The organism is Paenibacillus sp. J31P190, from assembly GCF_059692075.1.
The window spans coordinates 164,690-188,531 of record NZ_JCAUAS010000013.1 but is presented as its reverse complement, the minus strand read 5'-3'; the positions used below and the strand labels follow the sequence as shown (position 1 = coordinate 188,531).

The 23,842-nt window shown below is 40.9% G+C and carries 31 protein-coding genes and 1 tRNA gene; 22 read left to right on the top strand and 10 right to left on the bottom strand.

The features are described from left to right. Positions 1 to 83: 83 nt before the first annotated feature. The 5 genes from remB to dnaA all read right to left on the bottom strand — a co-directional run bounded on the left by remB (position 84) and on the right by dnaA (position 4,399). Positions 84 to 332, bottom strand: a complete 249-nt coding sequence (gene remB, locus AC58U0_RS22300; protein WP_047683999.1) for an extracellular matrix regulator RemB — start codon at positions 330 to 332, stop codon at positions 84 to 86. A 5-nt stretch (positions 333 to 337) separates the two neighbouring features. Next, a complete protein-coding gene (gene recF / locus AC58U0_RS22295) occupies positions 338 to 1,456 on the bottom strand; it encodes a DNA replication/repair protein RecF (RefSeq protein ID WP_047684002.1) in 1,119 nt (372 codons plus the stop codon). A 28-nt stretch (positions 1,457 to 1,484) separates the two neighbouring features. Then, positions 1,485 to 1,700: a S4 domain-containing protein YaaA gene (yaaA, locus tag AC58U0_RS22290; protein ID WP_047684005.1), complete on the bottom strand. Its 216-nt coding sequence runs from the start codon at positions 1,698 to 1,700 to the stop codon at positions 1,485 to 1,487. 12 nt (positions 1,701 to 1,712) lie between these two features. Beyond that, positions 1,713 to 2,855 (bottom strand): DNA polymerase III subunit beta, encoded by a 1,143-nt coding sequence (gene dnaN / locus AC58U0_RS22285; RefSeq protein ID WP_060645524.1) that lies wholly within the window; start codon positions 2,853 to 2,855, stop codon positions 1,713 to 1,715. A gap of 179 nt (positions 2,856 to 3,034) precedes the next feature. Continuing rightward, a complete protein-coding gene (gene dnaA / locus AC58U0_RS22280; protein ID WP_057304385.1) occupies positions 3,035 to 4,399 on the bottom strand; it encodes a chromosomal replication initiator protein DnaA in 1,365 nt (454 codons plus the stop codon). A 631-nt stretch (positions 4,400 to 5,030) separates the two neighbouring features. On the opposite strand from dnaA, the gene rpmH reads away from it, so the two are divergent. The 12 genes from rpmH to AC58U0_RS22220 all read left to right on the top strand — a co-directional run bounded on the left by rpmH (position 5,031) and on the right by AC58U0_RS22220 (position 16,027). Continuing rightward, positions 5,031 to 5,165, top strand: coding sequence for a 50S ribosomal protein L34 (gene rpmH / locus AC58U0_RS22275; protein WP_029196162.1), 135 nt, complete (start codon positions 5,031 to 5,033; stop codon positions 5,163 to 5,165). 146 nt (positions 5,166 to 5,311) lie between these two features. Then, positions 5,312 to 5,671: a ribonuclease P protein component gene (gene rnpA / locus AC58U0_RS22270; protein ID WP_057304386.1), complete on the top strand. Its 360-nt coding sequence runs from the start codon at positions 5,312 to 5,314 to the stop codon at positions 5,669 to 5,671. A 71-nt stretch (positions 5,672 to 5,742) separates the two neighbouring features. Continuing rightward, positions 5,743 to 6,510: a membrane protein insertase YidC gene (yidC, locus tag AC58U0_RS22265; RefSeq protein WP_414858674.1), complete on the top strand. Its 768-nt coding sequence runs from the start codon at positions 5,743 to 5,745 to the stop codon at positions 6,508 to 6,510. Then, positions 6,507 to 7,124, top strand: coding sequence for an RNA-binding cell elongation regulator Jag/EloR (gene jag / locus AC58U0_RS22260; protein ID WP_057304387.1), 618 nt, complete (start codon positions 6,507 to 6,509; stop codon positions 7,122 to 7,124). Before yidC ends, jag begins: the two co-directional genes overlap by 4 nt. Before the next feature lie 71 nt (positions 7,125 to 7,195). Further along, positions 7,196 to 8,572, top strand: a complete 1,377-nt coding sequence (gene mnmE / locus AC58U0_RS22255) for a tRNA uridine-5-carboxymethylaminomethyl(34) synthesis GTPase MnmE (RefSeq protein WP_497381145.1) — start codon at positions 7,196 to 7,198, stop codon at positions 8,570 to 8,572. Positions 8,573 to 8,618: 46 nt separating this feature from the next. After that, positions 8,619 to 10,517, top strand: a complete 1,899-nt coding sequence (gene mnmG, locus AC58U0_RS22250) for a tRNA uridine-5-carboxymethylaminomethyl(34) synthesis enzyme MnmG (protein WP_497381144.1) — start codon at positions 8,619 to 8,621, stop codon at positions 10,515 to 10,517. 3 nt (positions 10,518 to 10,520) lie between these two features. Next, complete coding sequence (gene rsmG, locus AC58U0_RS22245) at positions 10,521 to 11,249, top strand: 16S rRNA (guanine(527)-N(7))-methyltransferase RsmG (protein WP_497381143.1); 729 nt, start codon at positions 10,521 to 10,523, stop codon at positions 11,247 to 11,249. A 334-nt stretch (positions 11,250 to 11,583) separates the two neighbouring features. Beyond that, positions 11,584 to 12,399 (top strand): nucleoid occlusion protein, encoded by an 816-nt coding sequence (gene noc / locus AC58U0_RS22240; protein ID WP_057304391.1) that lies wholly within the window; start codon positions 11,584 to 11,586, stop codon positions 12,397 to 12,399. 161 nt (positions 12,400 to 12,560) lie between these two features. Beyond that, positions 12,561 to 13,319 (top strand): ParA family protein, encoded by a 759-nt coding sequence (locus AC58U0_RS22235; protein ID WP_047684031.1) that lies wholly within the window; start codon positions 12,561 to 12,563, stop codon positions 13,317 to 13,319. Then, entirely contained in the window at positions 13,316 to 14,188 is an 873-nt protein-coding gene (locus tag AC58U0_RS22230) for a ParB/RepB/Spo0J family partition protein (RefSeq protein WP_057304392.1), read from the top strand. Before AC58U0_RS22235 ends, AC58U0_RS22230 begins: the two co-directional genes overlap by 4 nt. Before the next feature lie 171 nt (positions 14,189 to 14,359). Next, positions 14,360 to 15,520 carry an aminotransferase class V-fold PLP-dependent enzyme gene (locus AC58U0_RS22225; protein WP_497381142.1) on the top strand — a complete coding sequence of 387 codons (1,161 nt, stop codon included), beginning with the start codon at positions 14,360 to 14,362 and terminating at the stop codon, positions 15,518 to 15,520. 15 nt (positions 15,521 to 15,535) lie between these two features. Then, positions 15,536 to 16,027, top strand: a complete 492-nt coding sequence (locus tag AC58U0_RS22220) for a DUF4446 family protein (protein ID WP_497381141.1) — start codon at positions 15,536 to 15,538, stop codon at positions 16,025 to 16,027. On the opposite strand, the gene yyaC is transcribed toward AC58U0_RS22220, so the two are convergent. Next, positions 16,002 to 16,625 carry a spore protease YyaC gene (yyaC, locus tag AC58U0_RS22215; protein WP_060645518.1) on the bottom strand — a complete coding sequence of 208 codons (624 nt, stop codon included), beginning with the start codon at positions 16,623 to 16,625 and terminating at the stop codon, positions 16,002 to 16,004. The two genes, AC58U0_RS22220 and yyaC, sit on opposite strands and share 26 nt — an antisense overlap. A 97-nt stretch (positions 16,626 to 16,722) precedes the next feature. Between yyaC and AC58U0_RS22210 the strand changes: the two genes are divergently transcribed. The 4 genes from AC58U0_RS22210 to AC58U0_RS22195 all read left to right on the top strand — a co-directional run bounded on the left by AC58U0_RS22210 (position 16,723) and on the right by AC58U0_RS22195 (position 18,237). After that, the gene (locus AC58U0_RS22210) at positions 16,723 to 16,959 is read left to right on the top strand and encodes a putative Se/S carrier protein (RefSeq protein WP_057304396.1); all 237 of its coding nucleotides are present in this window, start codon (positions 16,723 to 16,725) and stop codon (positions 16,957 to 16,959) included. A gap of 18 nt (positions 16,960 to 16,977) precedes the next feature. Then, entirely contained in the window at positions 16,978 to 17,817 is an 840-nt protein-coding gene (locus tag AC58U0_RS22205) for a mechanosensitive ion channel family protein (RefSeq protein WP_497381140.1), read from the top strand. A gap of 47 nt (positions 17,818 to 17,864) precedes the next feature. Further along, on the top strand, positions 17,865 to 18,080 hold the full coding sequence (locus AC58U0_RS22200; RefSeq protein ID WP_497381139.1) for a DUF951 domain-containing protein: 216 nt from the start codon (positions 17,865 to 17,867) through the stop codon (positions 18,078 to 18,080). A gap of 69 nt (positions 18,081 to 18,149) precedes the next feature. Then, a tRNA-Ser gene (locus AC58U0_RS22195) sits at positions 18,150 to 18,237 on the top strand. Positions 18,238 to 18,445: 208 nt separating this feature from the next. On the opposite strand, the gene AC58U0_RS22190 is transcribed toward AC58U0_RS22195, so the two are convergent. Beyond that, entirely contained in the window at positions 18,446 to 18,724 is a 279-nt protein-coding gene (locus AC58U0_RS22190) for a transporter (protein ID WP_497381138.1), read from the bottom strand. Between the two features lie 367 nt (positions 18,725 to 19,091). Here AC58U0_RS22190 and AC58U0_RS22185 point away from each other — a divergent pair, with 367 nt between their 5' ends. Beyond that, positions 19,092 to 19,523: a hypothetical protein gene (locus tag AC58U0_RS22185; protein ID WP_497381137.1), complete on the top strand. Its 432-nt coding sequence runs from the start codon at positions 19,092 to 19,094 to the stop codon at positions 19,521 to 19,523. A gap of 152 nt (positions 19,524 to 19,675) precedes the next feature. On the opposite strand, the gene AC58U0_RS22180 is transcribed toward AC58U0_RS22185, so the two are convergent. The 3 genes from AC58U0_RS22180 to AC58U0_RS22170 form a co-directional block, all read right to left on the bottom strand. Further along, on the bottom strand, positions 19,676 to 21,034 hold the full coding sequence (locus AC58U0_RS22180; protein WP_497381136.1) for a right-handed parallel beta-helix repeat-containing protein: 1,359 nt from the start codon (positions 21,032 to 21,034) through the stop codon (positions 19,676 to 19,678). A 142-nt stretch (positions 21,035 to 21,176) separates the two neighbouring features. Continuing rightward, entirely contained in the window at positions 21,177 to 21,449 is a 273-nt protein-coding gene (locus AC58U0_RS22175) for a hypothetical protein (protein WP_171644215.1), read from the bottom strand. 33 nt (positions 21,450 to 21,482) lie between these two features. Next, the gene (locus AC58U0_RS22170; protein ID WP_057304405.1) at positions 21,483 to 21,671 is read right to left on the bottom strand and encodes a YjzC family protein; all 189 of its coding nucleotides are present in this window, start codon (positions 21,669 to 21,671) and stop codon (positions 21,483 to 21,485) included. Between the two features lie 241 nt (positions 21,672 to 21,912). On the opposite strand from AC58U0_RS22170, the gene rpsF reads away from it, so the two are divergent. The 5 genes from rpsF (at position 21,913) to AC58U0_RS22145 (ending at position 23,836) form a co-directional block, all read left to right on the top strand. Further along, positions 21,913 to 22,200 (top strand): 30S ribosomal protein S6, encoded by a 288-nt coding sequence (rpsF, locus tag AC58U0_RS22165; protein WP_028557223.1) that lies wholly within the window; start codon positions 21,913 to 21,915, stop codon positions 22,198 to 22,200. 34 nt (positions 22,201 to 22,234) lie between these two features. Continuing rightward, positions 22,235 to 22,720: a single-stranded DNA-binding protein gene (gene ssb, locus AC58U0_RS22160; RefSeq protein ID WP_029196140.1), complete on the top strand. Its 486-nt coding sequence runs from the start codon at positions 22,235 to 22,237 to the stop codon at positions 22,718 to 22,720. A gap of 23 nt (positions 22,721 to 22,743) precedes the next feature. After that, positions 22,744 to 23,031, top strand: coding sequence for a 30S ribosomal protein S18 (gene rpsR, locus AC58U0_RS22155; RefSeq protein WP_029196139.1), 288 nt, complete (start codon positions 22,744 to 22,746; stop codon positions 23,029 to 23,031). Positions 23,032 to 23,112: 81 nt separating this feature from the next. Further along, a complete protein-coding gene (locus AC58U0_RS22150; RefSeq protein WP_497381135.1) occupies positions 23,113 to 23,451 on the top strand; it encodes a cupin domain-containing protein in 339 nt (112 codons plus the stop codon). Positions 23,452 to 23,524: 73 nt separating this feature from the next. Next, complete coding sequence (locus AC58U0_RS22145; RefSeq protein ID WP_029196137.1) at positions 23,525 to 23,836, top strand: MazG-like family protein; 312 nt, start codon at positions 23,525 to 23,527, stop codon at positions 23,834 to 23,836. Positions 23,837 to 23,842 lie beyond the last annotated feature (6 nt).

Here is a 23,842-nt window from a genome sequence, read left to right as displayed (position 1 = left end):
CTTAGAGGACAGTATATTCGCCAATAAGAAAACTGATTTCGACATGCCGAAATCTTATTTCTTTCCTATGTGGGGAGAAAAGGTTAATTCGTTAGTAATTGATGCGCTCTTTTCTTGAGCGTAGTAGAGGAAATTGGAGAATAATACACTTTACTCTTCGTAACAACGAGTGATTTGCAATCTTCTTCGCCGATTTGCTCTGTTTTTTTATCTTTTAAAGCTTGCTGTATAAATTGTTTCGATATTTTGGAAGATTTCTCGATCGAGATATCGAAAATAGCAATCAGTTCGGATGCTCTAATAATTTTCTCTCCACCCAAATGAATAAACATGCTCCTCAGCTCCTGCCGCTTACATTTCCTTTCAAAACATGAAACACGGAAGCATGATCCAGTTGATCCAAATGGACACTTTCTAGACCTGTTGTTGTAATAAAAGTTTGGACTTTCTGCTGAAACGTACGGATCAGTTGTGTCTGTCTATACTCATCAAGCTCGGATAGCACATCATCCAGCAATAATAGGGGATACTCGCCAACTTCCTCATGAATAAGCTCTATTTCTGCAAGCTTAAGTGATAACGCTGTAGTACGCTGTTGGCCCTGTGATCCATACGTTTGGACTTCTTTGTCGTTGATGTAAAAAAGAAGATCGTCACGATGAGGGCCCACTAATGTAACACCTCTTCGGAATTCCTGATCTCTAACCAATGATAACTTTATCATAAATTGGTCTAATAAAACAGATTCATCTTCAAACGGTGTCATGTCAAAAGAGGGGGAATAGCGAATAAGAAGCTCCTCACTATCGTTCGTAATCCCTCTATGGATCGTTTCCGCCCATTGTTGTAGCTTCTTAATAAAGCTTTGACGTTTTTTCATAATTTTAACACCATACTGTGCTAATTGTTCATTCCAAATGTCTAACATCGCGTCTGGCGCGGTTTTTCCTGGAAAAGATTGCTTTAAATAATTGTTCCGCTGCACCAAAATTTTCTGATATTGCGATAAATCATGCAGATAGGAGGGCTGTACTTGGCCAATCTCCATATCGAGGAAACGCCTTCTAATACCCGGAGTTCCTTTGACGATCTCCAAGTCTTCCGGAGCAAACATGACCACATTCAAAGCACCGATAAAGTTACTAAGCTTCTTTTGTTCGAGGCCATTGATTTTCGCTTTTTTACCTTTGGTCGAAATGGAGAGATCCAGCTTACAGCTCCCATATCGCTTCTGAATTTCTGCATGCAGCTGCGTCTGCTCACCGTTCCAGCCAATTAATTCTTTATCCTGATGAGTCCGATGTGATTTCGTCATGGCCATTACATAGATTGATTCCAATAAATTAGTTTTGCCCTGGGCGTTAGGTCCAACGAATATATTCACATTGCTATCCGTTGTTAGCTCAATCTGGTCATAATTTCTGTAATGACTGAGTACGAGTCTGTTCAAAAACATGGGTGGCCATCCTCCTGGGTTAATCCGATCAGGAGCTAACGACTTCGAATTGTCCGAAACCCTCCACGGTTACCACATCTTGCGGCACGAGTTTCCGGCCTCTACGATTTTCAGCTTGTCCGTTCACTTCAATTTTTGTATCCACAACAAAAAATTTGGCTTGTCCACCTGTGGATATACAGTCCGATAATTTCAGAAACTGTCCAAGTGTAATATAGTCCGTATTTATGGGGATCTGTTTCATATAACGCACTCCTTAATTCGTTGTTCGATACGGCAAAATAAGCTGCAGAATGTTTGTGGAATCTTGTGGTTTCATGATGATTGGCTGCATAGCTCCAGTAAATCCGATGTGAATGAACTCGGAATCAAGAACTTTAAGCGCATCGAGCATATATTTGGAGTTAAATGAGATTTTGAGTAACTCACCAGCAATATGCTGCAGGTTAATTTGCTCCGTTACTTTTCCAAGTTCGGAAGAACTCGAAGAAATCTCAATCGTCTGGTCTTCAAGCATCATCATTTTCACAATGTTCGTCTTATCTTCTCTGGAAAGTAAGTAAGCACGGTCGATGGCTTCAGCCAATTCTTTGGTTGGTACGACCATTTCGGTTTGAAAAGATTGCGGAATCAGCTTCGATGTATCCGGGTAAGTTCCGTCTAAAATGCGAGAATAGAACAAAATTGAATGAATTTTGAATAAAACCTGATTGTCTGAAATAACTATATCTATAAGGGAGTTTTGATCAGGCAAAATTTTGCTTAATTCGTTCAGAGTTCGGCCTGCGATAACAATGTTAGGCAGTTGATGAGCATTATCATTATCAACCGTTACCTCTCTACTAGCGAGTCGATGACGATCACAAGCAATAAATTTCAGTTTATCACCTGAGATGTTCCAGAGCACACCCGTAAGAATAGGCGTCGATTCATTCGTTGATACGGCATATGAAGTTTGCTTTATCATCGTTTTTAGCAAATCGCTGGGTAAACGAAGCATTTTACTTTCTTCAATTTCAGGCAACAGCGGATACTCATCGGGATCGAGCCCCATGATTTGAATCTCAGAAGAACCAGAACGAATAATCGTTTGAAAGTTATTTCTTACTTCAATTTCGATTAATTGTGCAGGTAGTTTGCGAATAATTTCAACGAAGAATTTGGCTGGAAGAACAACACTGCCAGCTTGAAATAGTTCAATAATTTTAATCTTGTCATTTTCACTAGGGGTAAAGCTTTGAATGGAAATATCCGTATCGCTTGCTGTAAGGGTTACACCGCTTAAGGTTGCATCTATTTTGATCCCTGTAAGGATAGGTATGGTTGTACGAGAGGATATGGCCTTGGAAACGTGACCAATGGATTCAATGAGATGGTCTTTTAGGATGGTTAATTTCATGATTTCACTCCTGTGGTTCTTTTTTTCATTGCGTTAGCATAATCATTATATAATAACATTCTTTATTAGTAATAGCAGTAGGGGCTCTGGATATGTGGATATGTGGATGAACCTTATATAAATCAAGCCTATCCACATGTGAATAGATTGTGCATAGGCTTACCCAAAATTAAATGTTATCAAGAGGGGTTCTTGATGCGTTCTGTCAGATTATGAACGATCTTGTAAAGATCCTGATCTACTTTTAATTGTTGTGATATTTTATCATGGGCATGGATAACCGTTGTATGGTCACGACCACCAAAATTATCTCCGATTTTCGGCAAAGAGAAGTCCGTCAACTCACGTGCCAGGTACATCGCGACCTGTCTAGGGAATGCGACGGCTTTTGTTCGTTTACGGGCTTTGAAATCCTCTAGCTTTAAACCATAGAATTCTCCAACCCGTTGCTGAATATCCTGTATCGTGATTACCCGTGGTCGATTCGATGGAATAATATCTTTCAATGCTTCGGCTGTTAGATGCACGCTAATATCCTGATTGATAAGGGATGAATACGCAACAACTCGAATCAAAGCACCTTCAAGCTCACGAATATTCGTATCAATTTGGTTCGCGATGTAGATCATCGCTTCATTCGGAATTTCCAGATTCTCTGCTTTCGCTTTTTTGCGAAGAATGGCTATGCGTGTTTCTAAATCTGGGGGCTGAATGTCTGTAATTAGTCCCCACTCAAATCTTGAGCGTAACCGATCTTCCAGGGTTGGAATTTCTTTGGGCGGCCGGTCACTAGAGATAATAATTTGTTTGCCTTCTTCATGAAGCGCATTAAATGTATGGAAAAACTCCTCCTGCGTACCTTCTTTACCAGCGAGAAATTGAATATCATCAATCAATAGCACATCGATCGTTCTATATTTATTACGAAATCCTTCTCCGCGGTTATCACGAACCGCATTAATAAATTCATTCGTGAACTTTTCTGATGAAATATATAAAACACGTGCCCCAGGGTTATGTTCTAACACATAGTGGCCAATGGCATGCATTAAATGGGTCTTACCTAAACCAACTCCTCCATAAAGAAAGAGTGGATTATAAGCTTTAGCCGGCGCTTCGGCAACAGCTAAAGATGCAGCATGAGCGAATCGATTGCCTGATCCGATAACGAACGTATCAAAGGTATACCTGGCATTCATCATATTGGTGAAATTTTCTTCACCTGTAACGATCGCAGGACCTTTAGGTGGAATAACAGCTGGTTGAACCGCTGTTGACTGAGATTTCTGCTCTTCCGTTTCAATGATGAATTTCACAGAAACATGTTTACCTGTAAAGTCATAAATGGTTCCTTCAATTAGCTTGGTATAACGGCTTTCGAGCCATTCCTGAGCAAAATTGTTGGGCGCACAAATAACGACAGTTGAATCATTGAATACTGTCGCTTTGGTTGATTTAAGCCAAGTGTCGAAGCTTGGTTTACTGAGTTTGGTTTGAATAATCGTTAAAATTTGCTGCCATAAGTCCGTAGAATGGCCTTCCACAGTAATTCACTCCTTTGAAATCAAACATGTGGCATAAGGCCAGTAAAGATATGTTCGGTTTATAAAGCTTTATTGTAAAATCTCGAATATAAGCAATTTACATTAAACGTTCGGCTTAATCGAAATTTGTATATAGTTTGTGCGGTTAACAATGAAAAGAAACTTTATGTCTGATGCGGTCAAGAAAGGACGATTTTTGTCGATTTTATCCACATTATTAAGGATCGGCTGAAATGACTTATTCTTGTAGAGGGAAAATTGTGCACATTGTTATCCACAGGTTGTTGATAAGTCGGAGAGTTAGTGGTGTCTATCCACAACAGAAACATTATCATCTTATCAAAAGATTACTTGTTAATCAACGGATTGTTTGATATTATCCACATTTACAACAAGTTGTGCATAGATTTTGTTCACAACACAAGATATTGTTGATATTATGTTAATTTTCGACAAGCTTCTCTGTGGAGAGGTGAAATTTTATACACAGGTTGTTCTTTTTTTTATATTTATGGAGAAAATGTCTTCTTCAGCTGTACACTCGGGTATGTTGACTTTCTGCTGTAGAAATGATTTAATGAGTAGTAGAAATTTTGTAGGATGGATATCCTCAGGTAGGGAGGTGCTATAGATGGGTCCGACGTTTAACCCGAATACGAGAAAGCGTAAGAAGAATCATGGTTTCCGTAAAAGAATGAGCACGAAGAACGGTCGTAAAGTTCTACAAGCTCGTCGTCTTAAAGGAAGAAAAATTCTTAGCGCGTAAAAATGAGGCTCCGGAAGGGGCTTTTTTTTTTGCATTTTGTTGGATGGTTTATATGGGGACATTTCTGTTAAAACTATATAAGCTAACTAATATTGTATAGAAACTAAATTTAATCTTGGAGTCATCTGTCTGGAGCGTATATAATCGTGGAAAAAATATATAGATTAGCTAAAAGAGAAGACTTCAATAAGGTATACCGGTATGGGAAGTCGATGGCCAATCATCAATTCGTTCTATATTATTTGCCTCAACCTAAATTGGAACAGTTTCGACTCGGTGTGTCTGTTAGCAAAAAGGTTGGCAATGCTGTCGTACGAAATCGGCTCAGACGAATGATGAAGGAAATTATCCGGCTGAAAAAAGAGAATATGACGCCACATTATGACTACATCTTATTAGCTAGAAAACCAGTGGTTGAAATGGACTATGCCGAGATGGAGAAAAGTATCTGGCATGTGATACGTAAAGCTTCTTTATTAAAAAGAAATGATGTCATTAAAAAGTAACGTAATATTTCCTTGCGAGCTGAAGATGTGTTATAGTTTATGATGGAAAAGATATTTAGGAGGATCTCATTTTGACTCGTCGAATTTATATGCTAGCTTCACTCTCAGCGTTGATCTTATTACTGTCCGGATGTAGTCCGTCAAGTGCAGCTATGGCACCTATTGATCCGAATACCGCAAGTTTTTTCGTTAAATATTTTGTGTACCCGCTTTCTATGACGCTGGACTGGTTCGCTGATCATTTATGGGGTCAATACGGATTATCCATCATGGTCGTTACCTTGATCATTCGTTTAATTATTTTGCCGCTTACACTTAAGCAGTATAAAAGTTCCAAACGGATGCAAGATCTACAGCCAGAGATGAAGAAGCTCAAAGAAAAGTATAAAGATGATGCGAAGAAACAGCAGGAAGAAACAATGAAGCTGTTTCAGCAAAATGGTGTGAATCCATTAGCAGGATGTTTCCCAATCATTGTTCAAATGCCAATTCTGATTGCTCTTTATCAAGCGATTATGCGTAATGACCACATCCGTGAACATACTTTCCTATGGATGAATCTTGGACAACCGGATCACCTGTACATTCTTCCGTTGATTGCCGCGGCAACGACATTCGTTCAACAAATGTTTATGTCTTCCCAAATGAATCAACAAATGAAAAGCTTATTATATATTTTCCCAGTTATGATTTTCGTGATGTCCATGAATTTCGCAGCTGCACTTCCGCTTTACTGGATTTTCGGTAACATCTTCACAATCATTCAGTCTTACTTTATTTATGGTTCTCCTGCATCGCAAAAGGCGGCGCAAAAAAATAAGGGTGGCCTGTCCAAATGAAAAAAATTGTGGTGACTGGAAAGACTATTGAGCTAGCGGTTAAATCCGGTTTATCTCAATGGCAAGTTTCCGAGGATCGTGTAAACATTCATATTTTGGAGCAACCCTCTCGAGGGTGGTTCGGATTTATTGGTACCAAAGAAGCTAAAGTAGAGCTTGAATTGATTCCAGATCCACTTGAGGAAGCCATTGCTTTCTTACAAGATATGTTCACAGCGATGCAGATTTCCATCACCATAGATACGCGTAAAGATCGTGAAGGCTATATCTTGAATATGAGTGGCTCTGAATTAGGTATTCTCATCGGTAAAAGAGGACAAACACTGGATGCTTTGCAGTATTTGGTGAATATCGTTGCAAACCGGTATGCGAATTCTCATTTTCGTATTATCTTAGATGCGGAAAATTTCAGGGATAGACGTAAGAAGACATTGGAGGAGCTCGCAGTTAGACTCGCCAATCGAGTGATTAAGTCTAAAAAAGAAGTGATTCTTGAACCCATGAATTCTCAGGAACGAAAGATTATTCATGCCGAATTACAGGGACATCCAGTCGTAAAAACATACAGTAAAGGCGAAGAACCGAACCGTCGGGTGGTTATCGCTGTCAAATAACGATACCGCAATGACTTTGATCATGTCATTGCTTTTTCTTTAAGATGAGGTAAATTCGAGGTGTAAATACTATGTTAAATGATACGATTGCTGCTATTTCTACACCGCTTGGTGAGGGTGGGATAGCGGTTATTCGTGTGAGCGGAGACGAAGCGGTTCCACTCGTGGAACGTATTTTTCGCTCTAAAACGAAATTATCTGTTGCTGAGACGCATACGGTACATTATGGATTCATAATAGAACCTGCTTCTGCCGAAAAGGTAGAGGAGGTTCTAGTTACGTTAATGAAAGCTCCGCGTTCATTTACGATGGAAGACGTCGTGGAGGTCAGCTGTCACGGGGGCATTGTTTCTGTGAAGAAGGTACTCGATCTATTGCTGCAGCAGGGTGTTCGGTTAGCTGAACCGGGTGAGTTCACGAAGCGGGCATTCTTGAATGGTCGGATCGATCTGACCCAGGCTGAAGCGGTAATCGATTTAATCCGGGCTAAATCGGATAGAGCTTTCAAGGTAGCTTTAAAGCAAGTTGAAGGAAATTTGTCGAAGCAAATCAAACATTTACGTTATATATTAGTGGAATTGATGGCTCACGTGGAAGTGAATATTGATTATCCTGAGCATGACGTAGAAGAAATGACGAACACTTTGATAAAGACCAAGTGTGATACGGTAATGCTCGAAATTGACCGTCTTTTGGTAACCGCTGAGCAAGGGAAGATATTGCGAGAAGGTATTGAAACGGCCATTGTTGGTAAGCCAAATGTCGGCAAATCATCGCTTCTCAATGAATTAGCGCAGGAGAATCGTGCAATTGTAACGGATATTCCAGGTACAACAAGGGATGTTATTGAAGAGTTCGTGAATATTGGCGGTATTCCTTTGAAGCTGCTTGATACTGCAGGCATTAGGGAAACGTCAGATCTCGTTGAACAAATCGGAGTTGAGCGTTCGAAGACTGCTTTAGCTGAAGCGGATCTTATTTTGTTAGTGCTGAATAGTAATGAAGAGCTTGAATTCGATGAAATTGCGCTTATGAAACAATTAGCGGATAAGCAGACGATTGTCATATTGAATAAGACGGATTTAAGTAGAAAACTGAATGTCGAACAGGTTCTGAGTTATTTTCCTCATGAACGTATTGTTGAGTTATCACTGATTGAGAATAAAGGTATTGAAGATTTAGAAAAAGCAATCGCGGCAATTTTCTTTGAGGGTAAACTAGAATCAAGTGATTTGACGTATGTTAGTAATGTTCGTCATATTTCGCTATTGAAGCAAGCTAAACGTTCGTTGCAAGATGCACTGGATGCTAATGAACAATATGTACCTATTGATATGATACAAATTGATATTCGAGCAGCTTGGGAGCAGCTTGGAGAGATTATTGGCGATTCAGTAGGAGAATCACTGATCGATCAAATATTTACACAATTTTGCTTAGGAAAATGAAAACGACAGCATTTGCGTTTTCATAAAAGAGGGAGGGACGTTTATTATGGGATATCATGCAGGTGATTATGATGTTATTGTCATCGGCGCCGGACACGCAGGTTGTGAATCTGCACTGGCCTCAGCACGCATGGGTTGTAATACGCTTTTATTAACGATTAATTTAGACATGGTCGCATTCATGCCTTGCAATCCATCTATTGGTGGTCCTGCGAAGGGCCACGTTGTTCGAGAGATTGACGCGCTTGGTGGCGAAATGGGTCGTAACATCGACAAAACGTATATTCAGATGCGAATGCTGAATACAGGCAAGGGCCCCGCGGTACATGCGCTGCGCGCACAAGCGGACAAATTTGCTTATCAACATAAAATGAAAGAAACAATCGAAGCGACTCCAAATTTGACATTACGTCAAGGTATGGCTGAAGAGCTCATTGTTGAAGGCGGCGTATGTAAAGGCGTTATCACTAAAACAGGCGCTGAATATTATTCCAAAGCCATCGTGTTAACAACAGGTACTTATTTAAGAGGGAAAGTTATTATGGGCGAGCTGATGTATGAGAGCGGACCCAATAATCAACAGCCTTCTGTTAAATTATCGGAATCCTTACGTAAACTTGGATTTGATCTTGTTCGGTTCAAAACAGGAACACCGCCTCGCGTTCACAAGGATACAATTGATTTTAGTAAAACTGAAATTCAACCTGGTGATGATGAGCCTAAATTTTTCTCATTTGAGACAAAAGCAGCTGAGATTGGTGGTAATGAGCAGCTGCCATGTTGGTTAACGTACACGTCTGAGGAAACGCATAACATTATTAATTCTAATTTACACCGTGCACCGATGTTCTCGGGTGCTATTGAAGGAACAGGACCAAGATATTGCCCATCTATTGAGGATAAAATCGTTCGATTTGCTGATAAACCTAAGCATCAAATCTTTCTAGAACCAGAAGGACGTAATACTTCGGAATATTATGTTCAAGGGTTATCAACGAGCATGCCGGAAGATGTTCAATTGGGCATTTTGCGCTCGATCCCTGGATTAGAGAAAGTGGAAATGATGCGTACCGGTTATGCCATTGAATATGATGCGGTAGTTCCTACTCAGCTGAAACCATCATTGGAGACGAAATTGGTAAGTGGATTATTCACTGCTGGGCAAATTAATGGAACATCAGGTTACGAGGAAGCTGCTGGTCAAGGGGTTATGGCTGGTATTAATGCGGCTCGTAAAGTTCAAGAAAAAGAAGCTATCGTTCTGGATAGATCGGAAGGATATATCGGTGTTCTAATTGATGATCTTGTAACCAAGGGGACGAATGAACCTTATCGTCTACTAACATCACGCGCTGAATATCGTTTACTTCTTCGCCATGATAATGCTGACCTAAGACTAACGCCAATTGGTCATGATATCGGGCTTATTTCAGACGAACGATACGCTGCATTTTTAAATAAGAAGGCTTTGATTGATCAAGAAATTGAACGTTTGACTAACGTTAAGGTTAAGCCTGAGCCTCATGTGCAGGAATTATTAGAGAGCTTGGAAAGTGTGCAGTTGAACAATTCTGTACCAGCCATTTCGCTGCTTCGTCGTCCTGAGATTGAATATAAACATATTGAACAAATGACTCCTTCTCCACTTGAGCTTGATGATGAAATGAAAGAACAAGTAGGAATTCAAGTAAAATATGCTGGTTACATCGAAAAACAAAGCAATCAAGTTGAACGTTTGCGTAAGATGGAGAAAAAGAAAATTCCGGATGACATCGAGTATAGCGAAATACACGGGATTGCGACGGAAGCTAAGCAGAAGTTAGCTAAAATTCGTCCGATATCTATTGGGCAGGCATCTCGTATCGGTGGCGTTACACCTTCGGATATTTCTATCCTGCTCGTTTATTTGGAACACTACAACAGAGTCATAGCGGCTAGAGGTTAATTCATGGATCCTATTCAACAACAATTTGTTCAATTATTAGAAAAACAACAAATTACTCTTTCTTCACTACAGCTTGATCAATTTGAGTTGTATTACAAGACTCTTGTAGAGTGGAACGAGAAAATGAATTTAACGGGTATTACAGAGAGAGAGCAGGTTTATTTAAAACATTTCTATGACTCTCTTTCTGTTTCTTTTAATTATAATGTGGGACAAGTATCATCCGTTGCAGATATTGGCTCTGGAGCTGGTTTTCCGAGTATTCCTTTGAAAATTGCTTTTCCACATCTAAAAATTACGATCGTGGATTCTTTGAATAAACGTATCTTATTTTTGAGAGAGTTAGTTTTGCAACTCGGGCTTTCGGATACCGAATGTGTTCATGGTAGAGCAGAGGATATTGCTAGATTACCTAAATATCGAGATCAATTTGATTTGGTTACTGCAAGAGCTGTTGCACGATTGCAGGTTCTAAATGAATTTTGCCTTCCTTTTGTTAAGAAAGGTGGTACGTTCATTGCGATGAAAGGTTCAGAGATTGATGAGGAACTCAGTGAGGCTTCATTCAGTTTAGCAGAGTTGAGAGGGAAGGTAGTTAAGGTGAATCGTATGCAGCTACCGATTGAGGAATCGGTCCGGCATTTTGTAGAGATTCACAAATTAGCTTCGACTCCGGCTAAGTATCCTAGAAAAGCGGGTATCCCGCTGAAAGAGCCTTTAATCAAATTGTGAATTTGTTCCACGTGAAACATTTACATGGATTCGAGTGTCAAATAGAAGGAAATACAGACTCTATGTTGAATTAATAATAGAGTGAATTTAACCTAATTGATAAGTAATTTCAAGAGAATATACTTGTCACACTTCGACGTAATATTAGCAAAATGTTTTCCTTCGTTGAAATGAAAGATTAGGTTTATACTTTTGCTTCGCATCAACCTTGACAAACGCAAACGTCCAAATTGGACGAAGGTGCCGTTTATCCTTGTGTAGGACGAAGAGGTCGTCTATCTTTGGATCATTTTGGTCGCTTAAACTACGGGAAGAGTTGGTGGTAAGTTTTCCTATGAAAGAACAAATTTCAAAGCTATTTGGCCTAACAGATCGATCAACGACTGACGAGGTCAAGAACATATCGGTAAATAGTATTATTCCAAGTCCGTATCAGCCAAGGTTATTGTTTGATGACGATCGAATTGATGAACTCATGCAAACGATTCGCACACATGGGATCATTCAACCCATCGTTGTCAGAGTTAAAAACAACACGTTCGAGCTAATTGCTGGTGAACGACGTCTAAGAGCTGTTAAAAAGCTAGGTCTTGATACAATCCCTGCGATTGTACGTGATTTCAATGATTCTCAAGCTGCATCTATTGCTCTTATTGAAAATTTACAACGTGAAGGACTTACAGCAATAGAAGAGGCAGCAGCTTATCAACAGTTAATAGAGATGCACGATTTAACACAGGAAAGCTTAGCGCAGCGTCTTGGTAAAAGCCAATCAACGATTGCAAATAAGATTCGATTATTGCATCTAAGCGAGCCAGTTAAAATGGCATTGATGGAACGTAAAATTACTGAACGTCATGCTAGAGCGTTATTGGCGCTTGATCAAGAAGAATTGCAAGTAAAAGTTCTCGAAGAAGTTATCGCCAAAGAGCTCAACGTAAAGCAAACAGAAATTAAAATTAATTTCTTAAAGGAAGCTACTAAGCTCAAAAAATCTCGTCGCGTCTCTTTTACGAAGGATGTTCGTTTAGCTTTAAATACGATTCGCCAATCTGTAGAGATGGTTTCGAGTTCTGGTTTAAATATTAATACGTCTGAGCAAGATCATGATGATCATTACGAAATTATAATTAAGATTCCTAAACGATAATAAAGCATTTATTGCTACCTTAAACGGCGCAAGCCGTTTTTTTGCATCTTATGGACATAAACTATCAAATATTGATAAGGTAACTCGCCCATAGATATGTTAAGATAGTAGTACTGCTTTAGTATGGCATTTGGAACATAAGCGATTGAGGTGAAATGGTTTTGTCTAAAATAATTGCAATAACAAATCAGAAGGGTGGCGTCGGCAAGACGACAACTTCTGTGAATTTAGGTGCTTCCCTAGCCTCTTTAGGGAAAAGGGTGCTTCTTGTCGACATCGACCCACAAGGCAATACAACAAGTGGTATTGGTGTAAACAAAGCGGATGTTGTTAATTGTATTTATGATGTACTAATTAATGACGTTCACCCCAAAGATGCTACGGTTGAAACCAATGTTCCAAATCTCAAAATAGTTCCTGCTACGATTCAGTTAGCTGGGGCTGAAATAGAACTTGTTCCAACGATTTCAAGAGAAGTACGATTAAAGAAATCCCTCCAGTTAGTGAAACATTTATATGATTACATCCTTATTGATTGTCCTCCGTCACTAGGCCTTCTAACCATTAACTCATTAACTGCTGCCGATTCTGTCATTATCCCAATTCAATGTGAATACTATGCGCTTGAAGGATTAAGCCAACTGCTCAATACCGTTCGCTTAGTTCAAAAGCATCTTAATACAGGGCTTCAAATTGAAGGTGTTTTATTGACTATGTTTGATGCTAGAACTAACCTTGGTATACAGGTTATTGAAGAAGTCAAAAAATACTTCCAAACAAAAGTATATCAAACGATTATTCCAAGAAATGTTCGCTTAAGTGAAGCGCCAAGTCATGGACAATCCATTATTACGTATGATCCTAGATCAAAAGGCGCGGAAGTGTATTTAGAGCTTGCGAAGGAAGTGATCTCTGTATGACCAAAGGCCTTTCTAAAGGTTTAGGTAAGGGATTGGATGCTTTAATTACTTCTTTACATATTGATGAAAGTGATAAAGTTATCCAAATTCCATTATCCCAATTGAGAGCAAACCCTTATCAACCTAGAAAAAATTTCAATGAAGATAGTATTAGAGAGTTAGCAGATTCAATTAAGGAACATGGTGTTATTCAACCGATTATTGTGCGTAAAGTTCTCAAAGGATATGAGATCATTGCGGGTGAGCGGAGATTCCGTGCTTCTCAAGTAACAGGGATAGCGACGATTCCTGCTGTTGAAAGAAACTTCTCGGATCAGCAAGTCATGGAAATCGCTTTGATTGAGAATGTACAACGTGAAGATCTTAACGCGATGGAAATTGCTTTTGCTTACCAAGGTATCATTGATCAGTTTTCTCTAACACAAGAAGAGCTTTCTGCAAAGGTTGGAAAGAGTAGATCGCATATTGCTAACTTTCTGAGATTGCTGCAACTGCCAGAATCCATTAAACAATATGTTTCACGTGGAACATTATCAATGGGACATGCTAGAGCCATTGTGGGTGTGAAGGACGATAAGGTGAAGAAAGAACTCGCTGAAACGACCATCAGTAAACAATGGAGTGTACGTGAGCTTGAAGAAGCTGTGAAAACGTTAGAAGAGACACCTGGGCAAGAAAAAGAAAGAAGTAAGCAAAAAGAAAAGAATAGAGATCCATATATTAATCAAGCCGAAGATCAGTTGAGAGATATTTACCGCACAACGGTGAAAATCAAAAATCAGCAGGATAAAGGTAAGATTGAACTTCTCTACTATTCCAAAGACGATTTAAACCGTCTGCTAGAATTACTTCAAGGTAAAATCTCTTAAAATTAGATAGCATACCGATGGTTTTCTTTCGAACTGAAAGATCAAACTAAGGTATGCTATATTTATGAGTTGATAAGTAAGTTTACAACTAACGTGGTTCGCACAACCTTATTAAGCGTGCTCGTCTTTAAGGACGGCGAAAGCCGTTTATCCATGAGAGAGGGTGACAAAATGAAGGGTGTTATGTATTTTGATCAAGCCGCATCTTCGTGGCCAAAACCGCCTGCCGTTATGGATGCTATGATGCAATGTATGCATGAGTTCGCAGCCAATCCAGGCAGGGGCAGCCATCAGATGGCAGTGAAAGCCAGCAGAGTATTATTTGAAACTCGAAAAAATATGGCGCGTTTATTTGGGATAAGAAACCCAAATGATATATCGTTTGCATTAAATACAACCCATGCGCTGAATCAAGCAATCAAGGGATTCGTCAAAGCTGGAGATCACGTGATATGCACTAATATCGAGCATAACTCCGTGCGTAGACCGCTTGAATATTTGAAGTCCTCGGCTCAGGTTGAACTTACGTATATCCCTAGTGATGAACAAGGTAATATTCGATTAGATGAGTTGAAGAAGGCATTCCAACCCAATACAACGCTTGTGATTGTTAATCACAGCTCTAACCTTTTGGGAACTATTATGCCAGTTGGTGAAATAGGAGACATCTGTCGTACACAAGGCGTTAGGCTGCTCGTAGACGCAGCTCAGAGTGCCGGTATACTGCCAACTGACGTAGTGAGTATGAATATTGATATATTGGCATTTCCGGGCCACAAAGGGCTCCTAGGGCCTCAGGGGACTGGCGGTTTATACATTCATCCGGACATTGATTTAGAGCCGCTGTTACATGGAGGTACGGGGAGTCAATCGGAGGCCATACACCAACCCACCGTGCGACCAGATCGCTATGAAGCTGGGACACAAAATACAGTTGGAATAGCGGGACTGAATGAAGGCGTGAAATTTGTCCTAGCTGAAACCGTAGAAAAAATTCATGAGAAAGAGTGGCGTCAAACTCAGCTCTTGATGGAAGGGTTACTGGGAATTGAAGGAGTCACGGTTCTTGGGCCGACGCTTGGACAAAATAAAACAGGAATTGTTTCCTTTAATATTAACGATGCGGATTCGTCGGAAGTGGCCTTTATCTTGGATCAATCTTTTCAAATTGCTGTCCGTTCAGGTTATCATTGCACGCCACTTGCGCATGAAGCTGCTGGAACTTTAGCTAAAGGTGCAGTAAGAGCGAGTATTGGCTATTTCACAACGGATCATGAAGTGGAAGCGTTGATTGATGCTGTAAAAGAGATTCAAACGCAGTATGCGAAGTAGAAAGAGGGATAAATCATGGGGGAACTGTTTGGCCTTGATGGTGGGGTCATCGTATTAGCTTGTTTCGCATTAATTGTAGTGCTATTTATTTTCATATTAGTTGTATCCATTAAATTAGCTTCCCTGCGTAAACAATATACACAAATGATGAACGGCTCAAAAGCAGAGAATATAGAACAACTCCTTATTGACATGCAAAAAGGATTGAACGAGCAAAAGGCCGAATCAATAGCGACTTCAGCCAAGGTTGAAACGATTCGTCAAGCATTGATGAAGACAAAGTCAAAAATCGCGATTCATCGCTATAATGCGTTCAATGAAGGTGGAAGTGATTTAAGTTTTACAATTGCTATATTAGATGATTATCAAGATGGAGTCATTCTAACGGGAATACATAGCCGCGAGCAAATGTATTTATATGCTAAGCCGATTCAGAATGCACAATCAACGTATACGCTAAGCCCTGAAGAAAAAGTAGCGATTAATCAAACTTTAAAGCAGCTGTAGCATTAGGTGTATAGGATTGCGTGCGACGCAAAGCTGAATGAAGAGCGTCACCAATAATATTCGCCATATTCATGACTAAGCTAAGCCGCGTGTTCTGCAGGACGAAATACTCCATAAATCCACCGACATTTACAATTCCGGTTACATGGATGTTACCAACTGGTGGCAAATCTTTATTAACACCGGCGCCCGGTTTAAGAGGTCCATCTGCAACCTGAATGCAGCCTACGCTGGATACTTGACCAAGGCAAGCATCGATGGCAACGATGAAGGGATTTTGAAACTGGTTGTTGATTTTATCCACGGTTTCAGCTAAATTCATGGCATGGACAGGCTCATCTAAAGTACCGAAAAGATGGAGGTTGCGGAGGTTGGTCGTTCGATTCAAATGAGAACCAACTAATGGTCCTAAGGAATCACCAGTCGAACGATCGGTCCCTACACATATGACAACGATTGGTTGATAGGTTGGTAGTTTGCTAAAGATGGTGTGTAAATGCTTTGAGAGAAGATAAGGAGTATCGGCATCTGTATGTTGAATCTTCAGTGGTTCTAGAACCGTATTTTTCACTCCATCGAAACCAAATTGGAATTTCATCGTATCCCTCCAAATGTTACTACTTTTTTTACTAGTATATGGAGAGATAGGGACATTTATACGTAGAAGAGGGGGACTTTCCCTGAAACTTTCAATCATGTTGCTAGCGTTCGATTCTACTCAACAAGCACTGAGGGCAGAAATGCTGCTAGAGTATGCAGATATCGAGATCGACATAAGACCAACTCCAAAAGAAATCACTGCAGGCTGCGCACTGTCTATTGAATTTCCGGGAGAGAATTTAGAACAAGTAAGAGATATTATTCATTCTGAAAGTGTTGAAATAAGAGGCATCTATTTTAAAAATGACGATAAATATGTTACGATGGAATGAAATTAAGGGGGGCTGCACATGGCCTTTGTAACTAAGTTTTTTGCAGATTTAGGTCAATGGATAAACGAACATATAACGAAACCGGAAATGATAGCTTCGATATTTTGGATTGTTGTTAAAATTATATTAATCTATGTAGTAGCTAAAATTTGCATAAAAATCGCTGACAAAACAATTGCGCATATGATTTCAGCAAGAGATAAGTCTCCGTTGAAATTTGATAGAAGAAGAACGAACACAATAGGAAGTCTCATACATAATCTAATAGCTTACACGATCAATCTCATATGCATAATGCTGATATTAGGGCAAGTGGGGTTAAATATAGGTCCTTTACTAGCTGGAGCAGGTGTACTCGGACTAGCAATTGGTTTCGGGGCACAGAGTTTGGTCAAAGATGTAATAACAGGTTTCTTCATCATCTTTGAGGATCAATTCGGAGTGGGGGATGTCATTCAGATTGATTCATTCAAAGGTACGGTGGAGGAAATCGGGATTAGAGTAACCCGGATTAAGAGCTGGACCGGTGAAGTGCATATTATTCCGAATGGGAATATCAAACAGGTCACCAATTTTTCCACTTACAATTCACTGGCCGTAGTTGATGTGACGATTCCTCTTCATTTGGATATTGATAAAGCCACTGAAATCCTCAAGGAAACGGTGAAGCAAGTTCAGCTGCTTACCGATGATATTGTGAAAGAACCTGAGGTGCTTGGTGTTCAGATGGTGGGTACGACGGATTTGAAAATTCGTATTATCGCGGAGTGCAAGCCGACAAGACAATTTAATGTCACTAGACTTCTAAATATCGAGATTAAGAAGCAACTTAATATCACACAAATAGAAGTGCTATAACCCAAGAAGATCATGTCCATAAATTCGGAAAAGGCGGTGGCAGACGAATGGAGAAGAAGCAGTATCAACTTGGCGATATTGTGCAAATGAAAAAGCCCCATCCGTGTGGCACCAATGAAATGGAAATCATTCGGATGGGCATGGATATTCGGATCAAATGTGTAGGATGTAAACACAGTGTATTAGTGCCGAGAACGAAGTTCGAAAGTAAGCTGAAAAAAGTACTCCGATCCAATACAGAGATGCAAGAAGAGTCCTCCTAAAGGGTTCAGGAAAAACACTTGCGAGAGCCTGACTTTTTTGATACAATAAGTCCTGTTCTCGCTTTTCATGGAAAGGTACCCAAGTGGTCCAAGGGGGCTGACTCGAAATCAGTTAGGCGTCGCGAGGCGTGCGTGGGTTCGACTCCCACTCTTTCCGTACAAGCTTTAAATGAAGTGGCTCCAGGATGGAGCCATTTTTTATTTCTCAAAACGAGAAAATTTCATCGGAAAAGTACCTGACTGATCCGGACTTAGAAATAATATATGTTGTTTCCAATGGAGTTTTTATATAAGTCAAAAAAGGAACAAATGCCTGAGCTTATTCAAGGCGGTTGTTCCTTTTGTGTTTAGTGCGATGTTAACTTTTAGTATAGAGTTGGGATTGGAGGACATGAAACAGCATCAATTAAGTTTGAATCGAATCCGTAAAACATCCAATATGCGCCATTCCATCGATAACCTGAAATTTCACCATATTCAACCCGAGTTGGGTAAAACCAAAAGTTATCTCCAGTCCATAACCACACATAAGTGTATTGATATTGGCAGTCAATAATATAGGATGTAGAAGGTTTTGCTGGGACGAACATAGGTGGAGGAGATTGTGGCTTTGCGGTTGCTCCTTGAGACGGCATAAATGCCATTTGATTCACTCCTTATGATGAGATATTTATTCCAGACTGGTCGCCTTCCTTTATACAATATGTAGGTGAATAACTATACGATACAGTGTAGATGCCTAATTCAGGAAGGTTGCCGCGCACATCTAGGGTATGTTACTAAGGCTAATCTTTGATAAGACAAATCAGTTAGGGGTCGCGAGCCTTGTGGGTTCGACTCCCACCCATTCCGTACTCTAATGGAACAAGATCGTGAAACAAATTAAGAGCTTTTTACGTCTATGAAGACGTAGAGAGCTCTTTTGCTTGTGTAGGTAGGGAATAAAAGGCAAGGAAAGGAAGCAAAATAACCCCATATCTAGGCATAGGTAAAATGAGGAGGCAGATCGATATGAGAATTTGGGTGATGATGCTTCTGGTGCTGGCTGTGGTCGTCACAGGGTGCTCCAAGAAGAATGAGGGGGGCATAGCAAGTCCAACTGCTGGAGTGACTGTACAGCCTTCTCCAGGGGCTTCTGCAACGCCGAGCGGGACAAGCAGTCCAACTGGGGGAACAGCAGCTACTGCGACACCAAAGGCCGGCGACAATGCGACGAAGGATGAGCCGCTTCCTAAGATAACGAAGGAACAGGCCGATAAAATAAGTATGACAGGCACCTACGATGACGTAGTGAAGCTGACAGGATCCAAAGGCAAGCTGGTTAAAGATGAGAATGGAAAGAAAACGTATGAGTTCGAGATATCCAATCAACCTGGTTATTATGTGCAGCTCGTTTTCTTTGCGGATGGGAAGATATCGGAGAAGCGAGTTTATCAGAAATAACGAGAGTAAAAAGGCCGCACACCTATTGGTTGTGTGGCCTTTTTACTTTCTTATTGGCGATAAAAACCTAATGTAGGGATCTTAGGTCGGAGACCAAAGTCTTACTTATTTAACGCGGTCGTTCATCTTTGAATGGCCTCGAAAAGGTTTTCTTATAAGGTAGAAGTGGTTGTATTAGTCCCTTTATCGAAAATTTTCTCACCGTTGCCTGAACCCACATTGCCAAAGAGAATGGTTTCTCGGCAATTGAAATCCGAGATGCGGATCGGTGCTTTGGTGCAGGTGTTTAAGCTATTACCCGTTAACTGATTGTTATCCGAGTACGAACCGCTATCTTTGCCTTCGGCAGCTAGTAAAATGCCGTCTGCTTTACAATTTCGAATAGAATTCTGACGAATTTGATTATCATAAGCATTAATGAGGACAATACCGTTATTATCTATAGCCTGGAGCTGATTATTGGATATGATATTGTGATGAGGGCGTTTTTGTTGGATGTCCGCTTGTCCTACCAACTGAATACCAATATCATCGATATCATTTATCATATTAGCAGTAATCATATTGGAGATGCAGTGACCCTTGAGGCGGATGCCGTAGGTATACCCTTTATTTCCACTTGAATTTGTAAAATTCTCAATGATGTTATCGGAAAGGGTATTATACTGACAAGGTTCTTCCTTGGGACCGGATATAAGGTCAATCCCAGACTGATAGCACTTCTGCATGCGATTTCTCGCGATGACAGAATGGCTGCTGCCATTAGACAATGTGATGCACGGTTGAAACAGCATGTTGAATTGATTTTGCACAAAATGGTGATTCTTAACATTACTGCACCAGATGCCATAACCTTGGGTATCGTAATCTAGTGTTCCGATAATGTTATCGAAGGTACAGTTCTCGACAACTACTCGGTTAGAATCAACAGATTTTATGCCATTATCAATCATCGAAAAGGTGCAATCTATGATGGTAATGTCGGCAGCTTGGTCGAGTGCAATTCCGCATTCAATGCGTGGAACCGAGGCATTTCCGAAGGATCCAATTCCTTGGAAGGATAACCCCTGGATATGTACATGTTGAACTGCAGATAAATTAAGTAGACCAAATTTATGAGTGGATGACCGAAGGATGCTGCTGCTGCCGGCCCCCATTAAGGTTATGTTCGCGCTCACGCGTAAGGGTATCTTGAGGAAGTACATGCCTGGCGGGATGTAAACTATGCCCCCTGATAGAGCAGCAGTATCAATTGCGCTTTGGATGAAAGGAGCATCGTCTTCATCATAGCGTCGGTTGCCGCGGGCTCCGAAGTCTTTGACATTATAGAAAAGAGTGGAAGAGGTTGCCGCATGCGCCTTATTGCTAGGCATGAACAAGTCCCCGGCTGCTAAGGCTATGCCTGCTGCACCAAGTGTAGATAAAAGCTTTCTGCGGCTAAAAGAGGATGTGGGAGAGGGGGTTAGATCACTAGAGCGAGACTCACGCTGCGTATATCTATTTTCGTCCAAAAAGTTCACCTCGTACGTAGATTGGTAGATATAGTAAATTATAAAGCATAGCAAGCTAGCCGGAAAGAGCAGCATACAAAAATACAAAAAACCCCTGAACATATTGTTCAGAGGTATTTCCAGTACATAAGAGTCGTTACGTTTAATGACTCCTATCCCGCCGTCTGTAGCTGACAGAGAAACGGTCAATGATATACCCAACCAAGGCCCATGAGGCGATCGTTAACGCATAAATGATGAGCATTCGAAACATGGAAATCTCATAGATGTTCGTAAATGTTGATGCAAACCATGCTGGTACACTGAGCGCGTAGAACAGCATATAGAAGGCATCATGATCATGAAATAAATAATGAACCAAGCACAAGGCAGCACCTAGGAAGGTAAACAGCCAGGTAAACGTGGTAGTTCTCATAGCTCATTCTCCTACTCATGTTGAACTTCAATTTTACTGCCGTAGATGTTTCCGATGCCATTTCCGATTGTGGTTGCTCGTTTCAGGGAAGGTATCACCCTTTTTCAGTGTCACGATTTTGGGGTTATTAATCCCCATGTGAAAAGCATTTTCGCCAACTTCGATATACTGACCGTCGTTAGGAACATGATCGCCAGCATTGAATTGTGTCCATTCACCCATGATGATCACCTCTTCTTAAGAATAACATTCATGTTTAGATTACCCCTTTGGAGGGGAAGCATGTATGAATCCCATTACCAGCTTCCTCCTTCGCAGTTTGTTAGAGAAAAACTTGTAATATGTCGCTCGATTTGCTATAGTATTCAGGTGCGAGTTTTGAATAAGAATCCTCGCTCCTTGCTCCTTCGCTTGTCTGACAAGCTTAAAGAGGAGCCGCTTAGTCCAAAAGGAGGTGAAATACATGCGCAAATATGAACTGATGTACATCATTCGTACAGACGTTGAACAAGAAGTTGTTCAATCTACGGTAGAAAAGTTCCAAGGCATCATCACGAACGGTGGGGGAGAAATCTCCAAACATGACCTGATGGGCAAACGCCGTCTTGCGTATGAGATCAAGAAGTTCCGTGACGGGCACTATGTGCTGGTACACTTCAACGCAGAACCTGCTGTTGTAACTGAACTTGATCGCGTACTTAAGATTTCGGACGAAGTTATTCGTCACTTAATCGTAAACGACGTAGCTTAATACATGCCAGTATTTTCGTCAGGAGGGTTGTTCCATGTTGAACCGTGTTATTCTTATCGGTCGATTGACCAAAGATCCAGAACTTCGTTATACGCCAGCTGGCGTAGCTGTTACACAATTTACACTTGCAGTAGACCGCCCTTTCACGAATTCACAGTCGAAAGAACGGGAAGCGGACTTTATCAATATCGTCACGTGGAGGCAGCTTGCTGAAACTTGCGCGAACTATTTGCGTAAAGGTCGTTTAACAGCAGTGGAAGGACGTATTCAGGTACGGAATTACGACAACAATGAGGGCAAGCGCGTTTATGTGACCGAAGTTATTGCCGATAATGTACGTTTCCTTGAATCCAGCAACAGCGGCGGTAATCGCGAAGAAGGCGGATCATCTAACGCAAACGCAAGCTACGGCGGCGGAAGCGGCAGTGGCAATCGTGGCGGTGGATCGCGCGAGCAGCAGGATCCTTTCATTGATGACGGAAAACCGATCGATATTTCCGATGATGACTTGCCATTCTAAAGTAGAAAGGACTGAACAAACTAATGGCTTTCCAAAAAAGAGATAACAACAGTGAAGATCGCGGCGACCGCAAATTTGCTCCTCGTGGTAAAGGCGGTAAAGGTAAACGTCGTAAGGTTTGTTACTTCACAGTAAACAAAATCAAGCACATTGACTATAAAGATATTGAAACTCTTAAAAAGTTCATCAGTGAGCGCGGGAAGATTCTTCCTAGACGTGTAACTGGTACTTCCGCTAAGTACCAACGTGCATTGACGATCGCTATCAAGCGCTCCCGTACAATCGCATTGTTGCCTTACACAACGGAATAGGGTTAAACCAAGAAGGCAGCTGTATCTAACGGCTGTCTTTTTTGTATGCCAAGAAGCAAACGACGAGGGGAGAAACCAATCGTGAAAATCCACAAAGAGCAGGCGGATCACTACATATGGGGCGATGCTTGCGACGGCTGGTACCTAGAGCGGGATGCGGATAGGACCATTATTCAAGAGCGTATGCCGGCGGGCGCGAGTGAAGTTAAGCATGTGCATCAAAAAGCGAAGCAGTTTTTCTTCATTTTAAGTGGAGAAGCTAAAATGTGGATTGATGGTACGGACATCATCCTGAAGCCGCAGGAAGGTTGCACAATCTTGCCAGGTATTCCGCACAAAATTCGTAACGAATCCTTGGAAGATGTCGAATTTCTAGTTATATCAACACCTTGGGCGCAAGGAGATCGAACAGCGCTGTAGAGGCTTTCTTTTCTTGTGCCTATTTGTGGTATAATTGACACAATAGTCATTGCTGAATGAGGAGAGATGACGGTTGCTGAATAGGGAAAAGGATGTTGACCTAGCCAGACGGGCCAAAGTCATTGAATGGCTCAAGACAGAAGTCGTAGATCATGTGGCTCATCTGCTCAAAGGTATATGGGAAGGCAGCCATGTGAAAATTGTAGATGGATTAGCCAGCTTAATTTCGAGCGGTTACATCTTAGGCAGAAGACTAGGCATTTCCTTTCACAGTTTAGACGAAGCTATTGTAGAGAAAATGAAGAAGCACCGCCAAGAGGGCCATCAACTTGAGGACTGGTACGGCGACATTTCATCGTTAGAAGAACATTTACGTAAGAGGTGAGCCCGG

What these genes read in the sequence shown, in the direction of transcription:
- remB (WP_047683999.1), bottom strand. Translation starts at nt 332, where the DNA reads ATGTTTATTCATTTGGGTGGAGAGAAAATTATTAGAGCATCCGAACTG.
- recF (WP_047684002.1), bottom strand. Translation starts at nt 1,456, where the DNA reads ATGTTTTTGAACAGACTCGTACTCAGTCATTACAGAAATTATGACCAG.
- yaaA (WP_047684005.1), bottom strand. Translation starts at nt 1,700, where the DNA reads ATGAAACAGATCCCCATAAATACGGACTATATTACACTTGGACAGTTT.
- dnaN (WP_060645524.1), bottom strand. Translation starts at nt 2,855, where the DNA reads ATGAAATTAACCATCCTAAAAGACCATCTCATTGAATCCATTGGTCAC.
- rpmH (WP_029196162.1), top strand. Translation starts at nt 5,031, where the DNA reads ATGGGTCCGACGTTTAACCCGAATACGAGAAAGCGTAAGAAGAATCAT.
- jag (WP_057304387.1), top strand. Translation starts at nt 6,507, where the DNA reads ATGAAAAAAATTGTGGTGACTGGAAAGACTATTGAGCTAGCGGTTAAA.
- mnmE (WP_497381145.1), top strand. Translation starts at nt 7,196, where the DNA reads ATGTTAAATGATACGATTGCTGCTATTTCTACACCGCTTGGTGAGGGT.
- mnmG (WP_497381144.1), top strand. Translation starts at nt 8,619, where the DNA reads ATGGGATATCATGCAGGTGATTATGATGTTATTGTCATCGGCGCCGGA.
- rsmG (WP_497381143.1), top strand. Translation starts at nt 10,521, where the DNA reads ATGGATCCTATTCAACAACAATTTGTTCAATTATTAGAAAAACAACAA.
- noc (WP_057304391.1), top strand. Translation starts at nt 11,584, where the DNA reads ATGAAAGAACAAATTTCAAAGCTATTTGGCCTAACAGATCGATCAACG.
- AC58U0_RS22230 (WP_057304392.1), top strand. Translation starts at nt 13,316, where the DNA reads ATGACCAAAGGCCTTTCTAAAGGTTTAGGTAAGGGATTGGATGCTTTA.
- AC58U0_RS22225 (WP_497381142.1), top strand. Translation starts at nt 14,360, where the DNA reads ATGAAGGGTGTTATGTATTTTGATCAAGCCGCATCTTCGTGGCCAAAA.
- AC58U0_RS22220 (WP_497381141.1), top strand. Translation starts at nt 15,536, where the DNA reads ATGGGGGAACTGTTTGGCCTTGATGGTGGGGTCATCGTATTAGCTTGT.
- yyaC (WP_060645518.1), bottom strand. Translation starts at nt 16,625, where the DNA reads ATGAAATTCCAATTTGGTTTCGATGGAGTGAAAAATACGGTTCTAGAA.
- AC58U0_RS22210 (WP_057304396.1), top strand. Translation starts at nt 16,723, where the DNA reads ATGTTGCTAGCGTTCGATTCTACTCAACAAGCACTGAGGGCAGAAATG.
- AC58U0_RS22205 (WP_497381140.1), top strand. Translation starts at nt 16,978, where the DNA reads ATGGCCTTTGTAACTAAGTTTTTTGCAGATTTAGGTCAATGGATAAAC.
- AC58U0_RS22200 (WP_497381139.1), top strand. Translation starts at nt 17,865, where the DNA reads ATGGAGAAGAAGCAGTATCAACTTGGCGATATTGTGCAAATGAAAAAG.
- AC58U0_RS22190 (WP_497381138.1), bottom strand. Translation starts at nt 18,724, where the DNA reads ATGGCATTTATGCCGTCTCAAGGAGCAACCGCAAAGCCACAATCTCCT.
- AC58U0_RS22185 (WP_497381137.1), top strand. Translation starts at nt 19,092, where the DNA reads ATGAGAATTTGGGTGATGATGCTTCTGGTGCTGGCTGTGGTCGTCACA.
- AC58U0_RS22175 (WP_171644215.1), bottom strand. Translation starts at nt 21,449, where the DNA reads ATGAGAACTACCACGTTTACCTGGCTGTTTACCTTCCTAGGTGCTGCC.
- AC58U0_RS22170 (WP_057304405.1), bottom strand. Translation starts at nt 21,671, where the DNA reads ATGGGTGAATGGACACAATTCAATGCTGGCGATCATGTTCCTAACGAC.
- rpsF (WP_028557223.1), top strand. Translation starts at nt 21,913, where the DNA reads ATGCGCAAATATGAACTGATGTACATCATTCGTACAGACGTTGAACAA.
- ssb (WP_029196140.1), top strand. Translation starts at nt 22,235, where the DNA reads ATGTTGAACCGTGTTATTCTTATCGGTCGATTGACCAAAGATCCAGAA.
- rpsR (WP_029196139.1), top strand. Translation starts at nt 22,744, where the DNA reads ATGGCTTTCCAAAAAAGAGATAACAACAGTGAAGATCGCGGCGACCGC.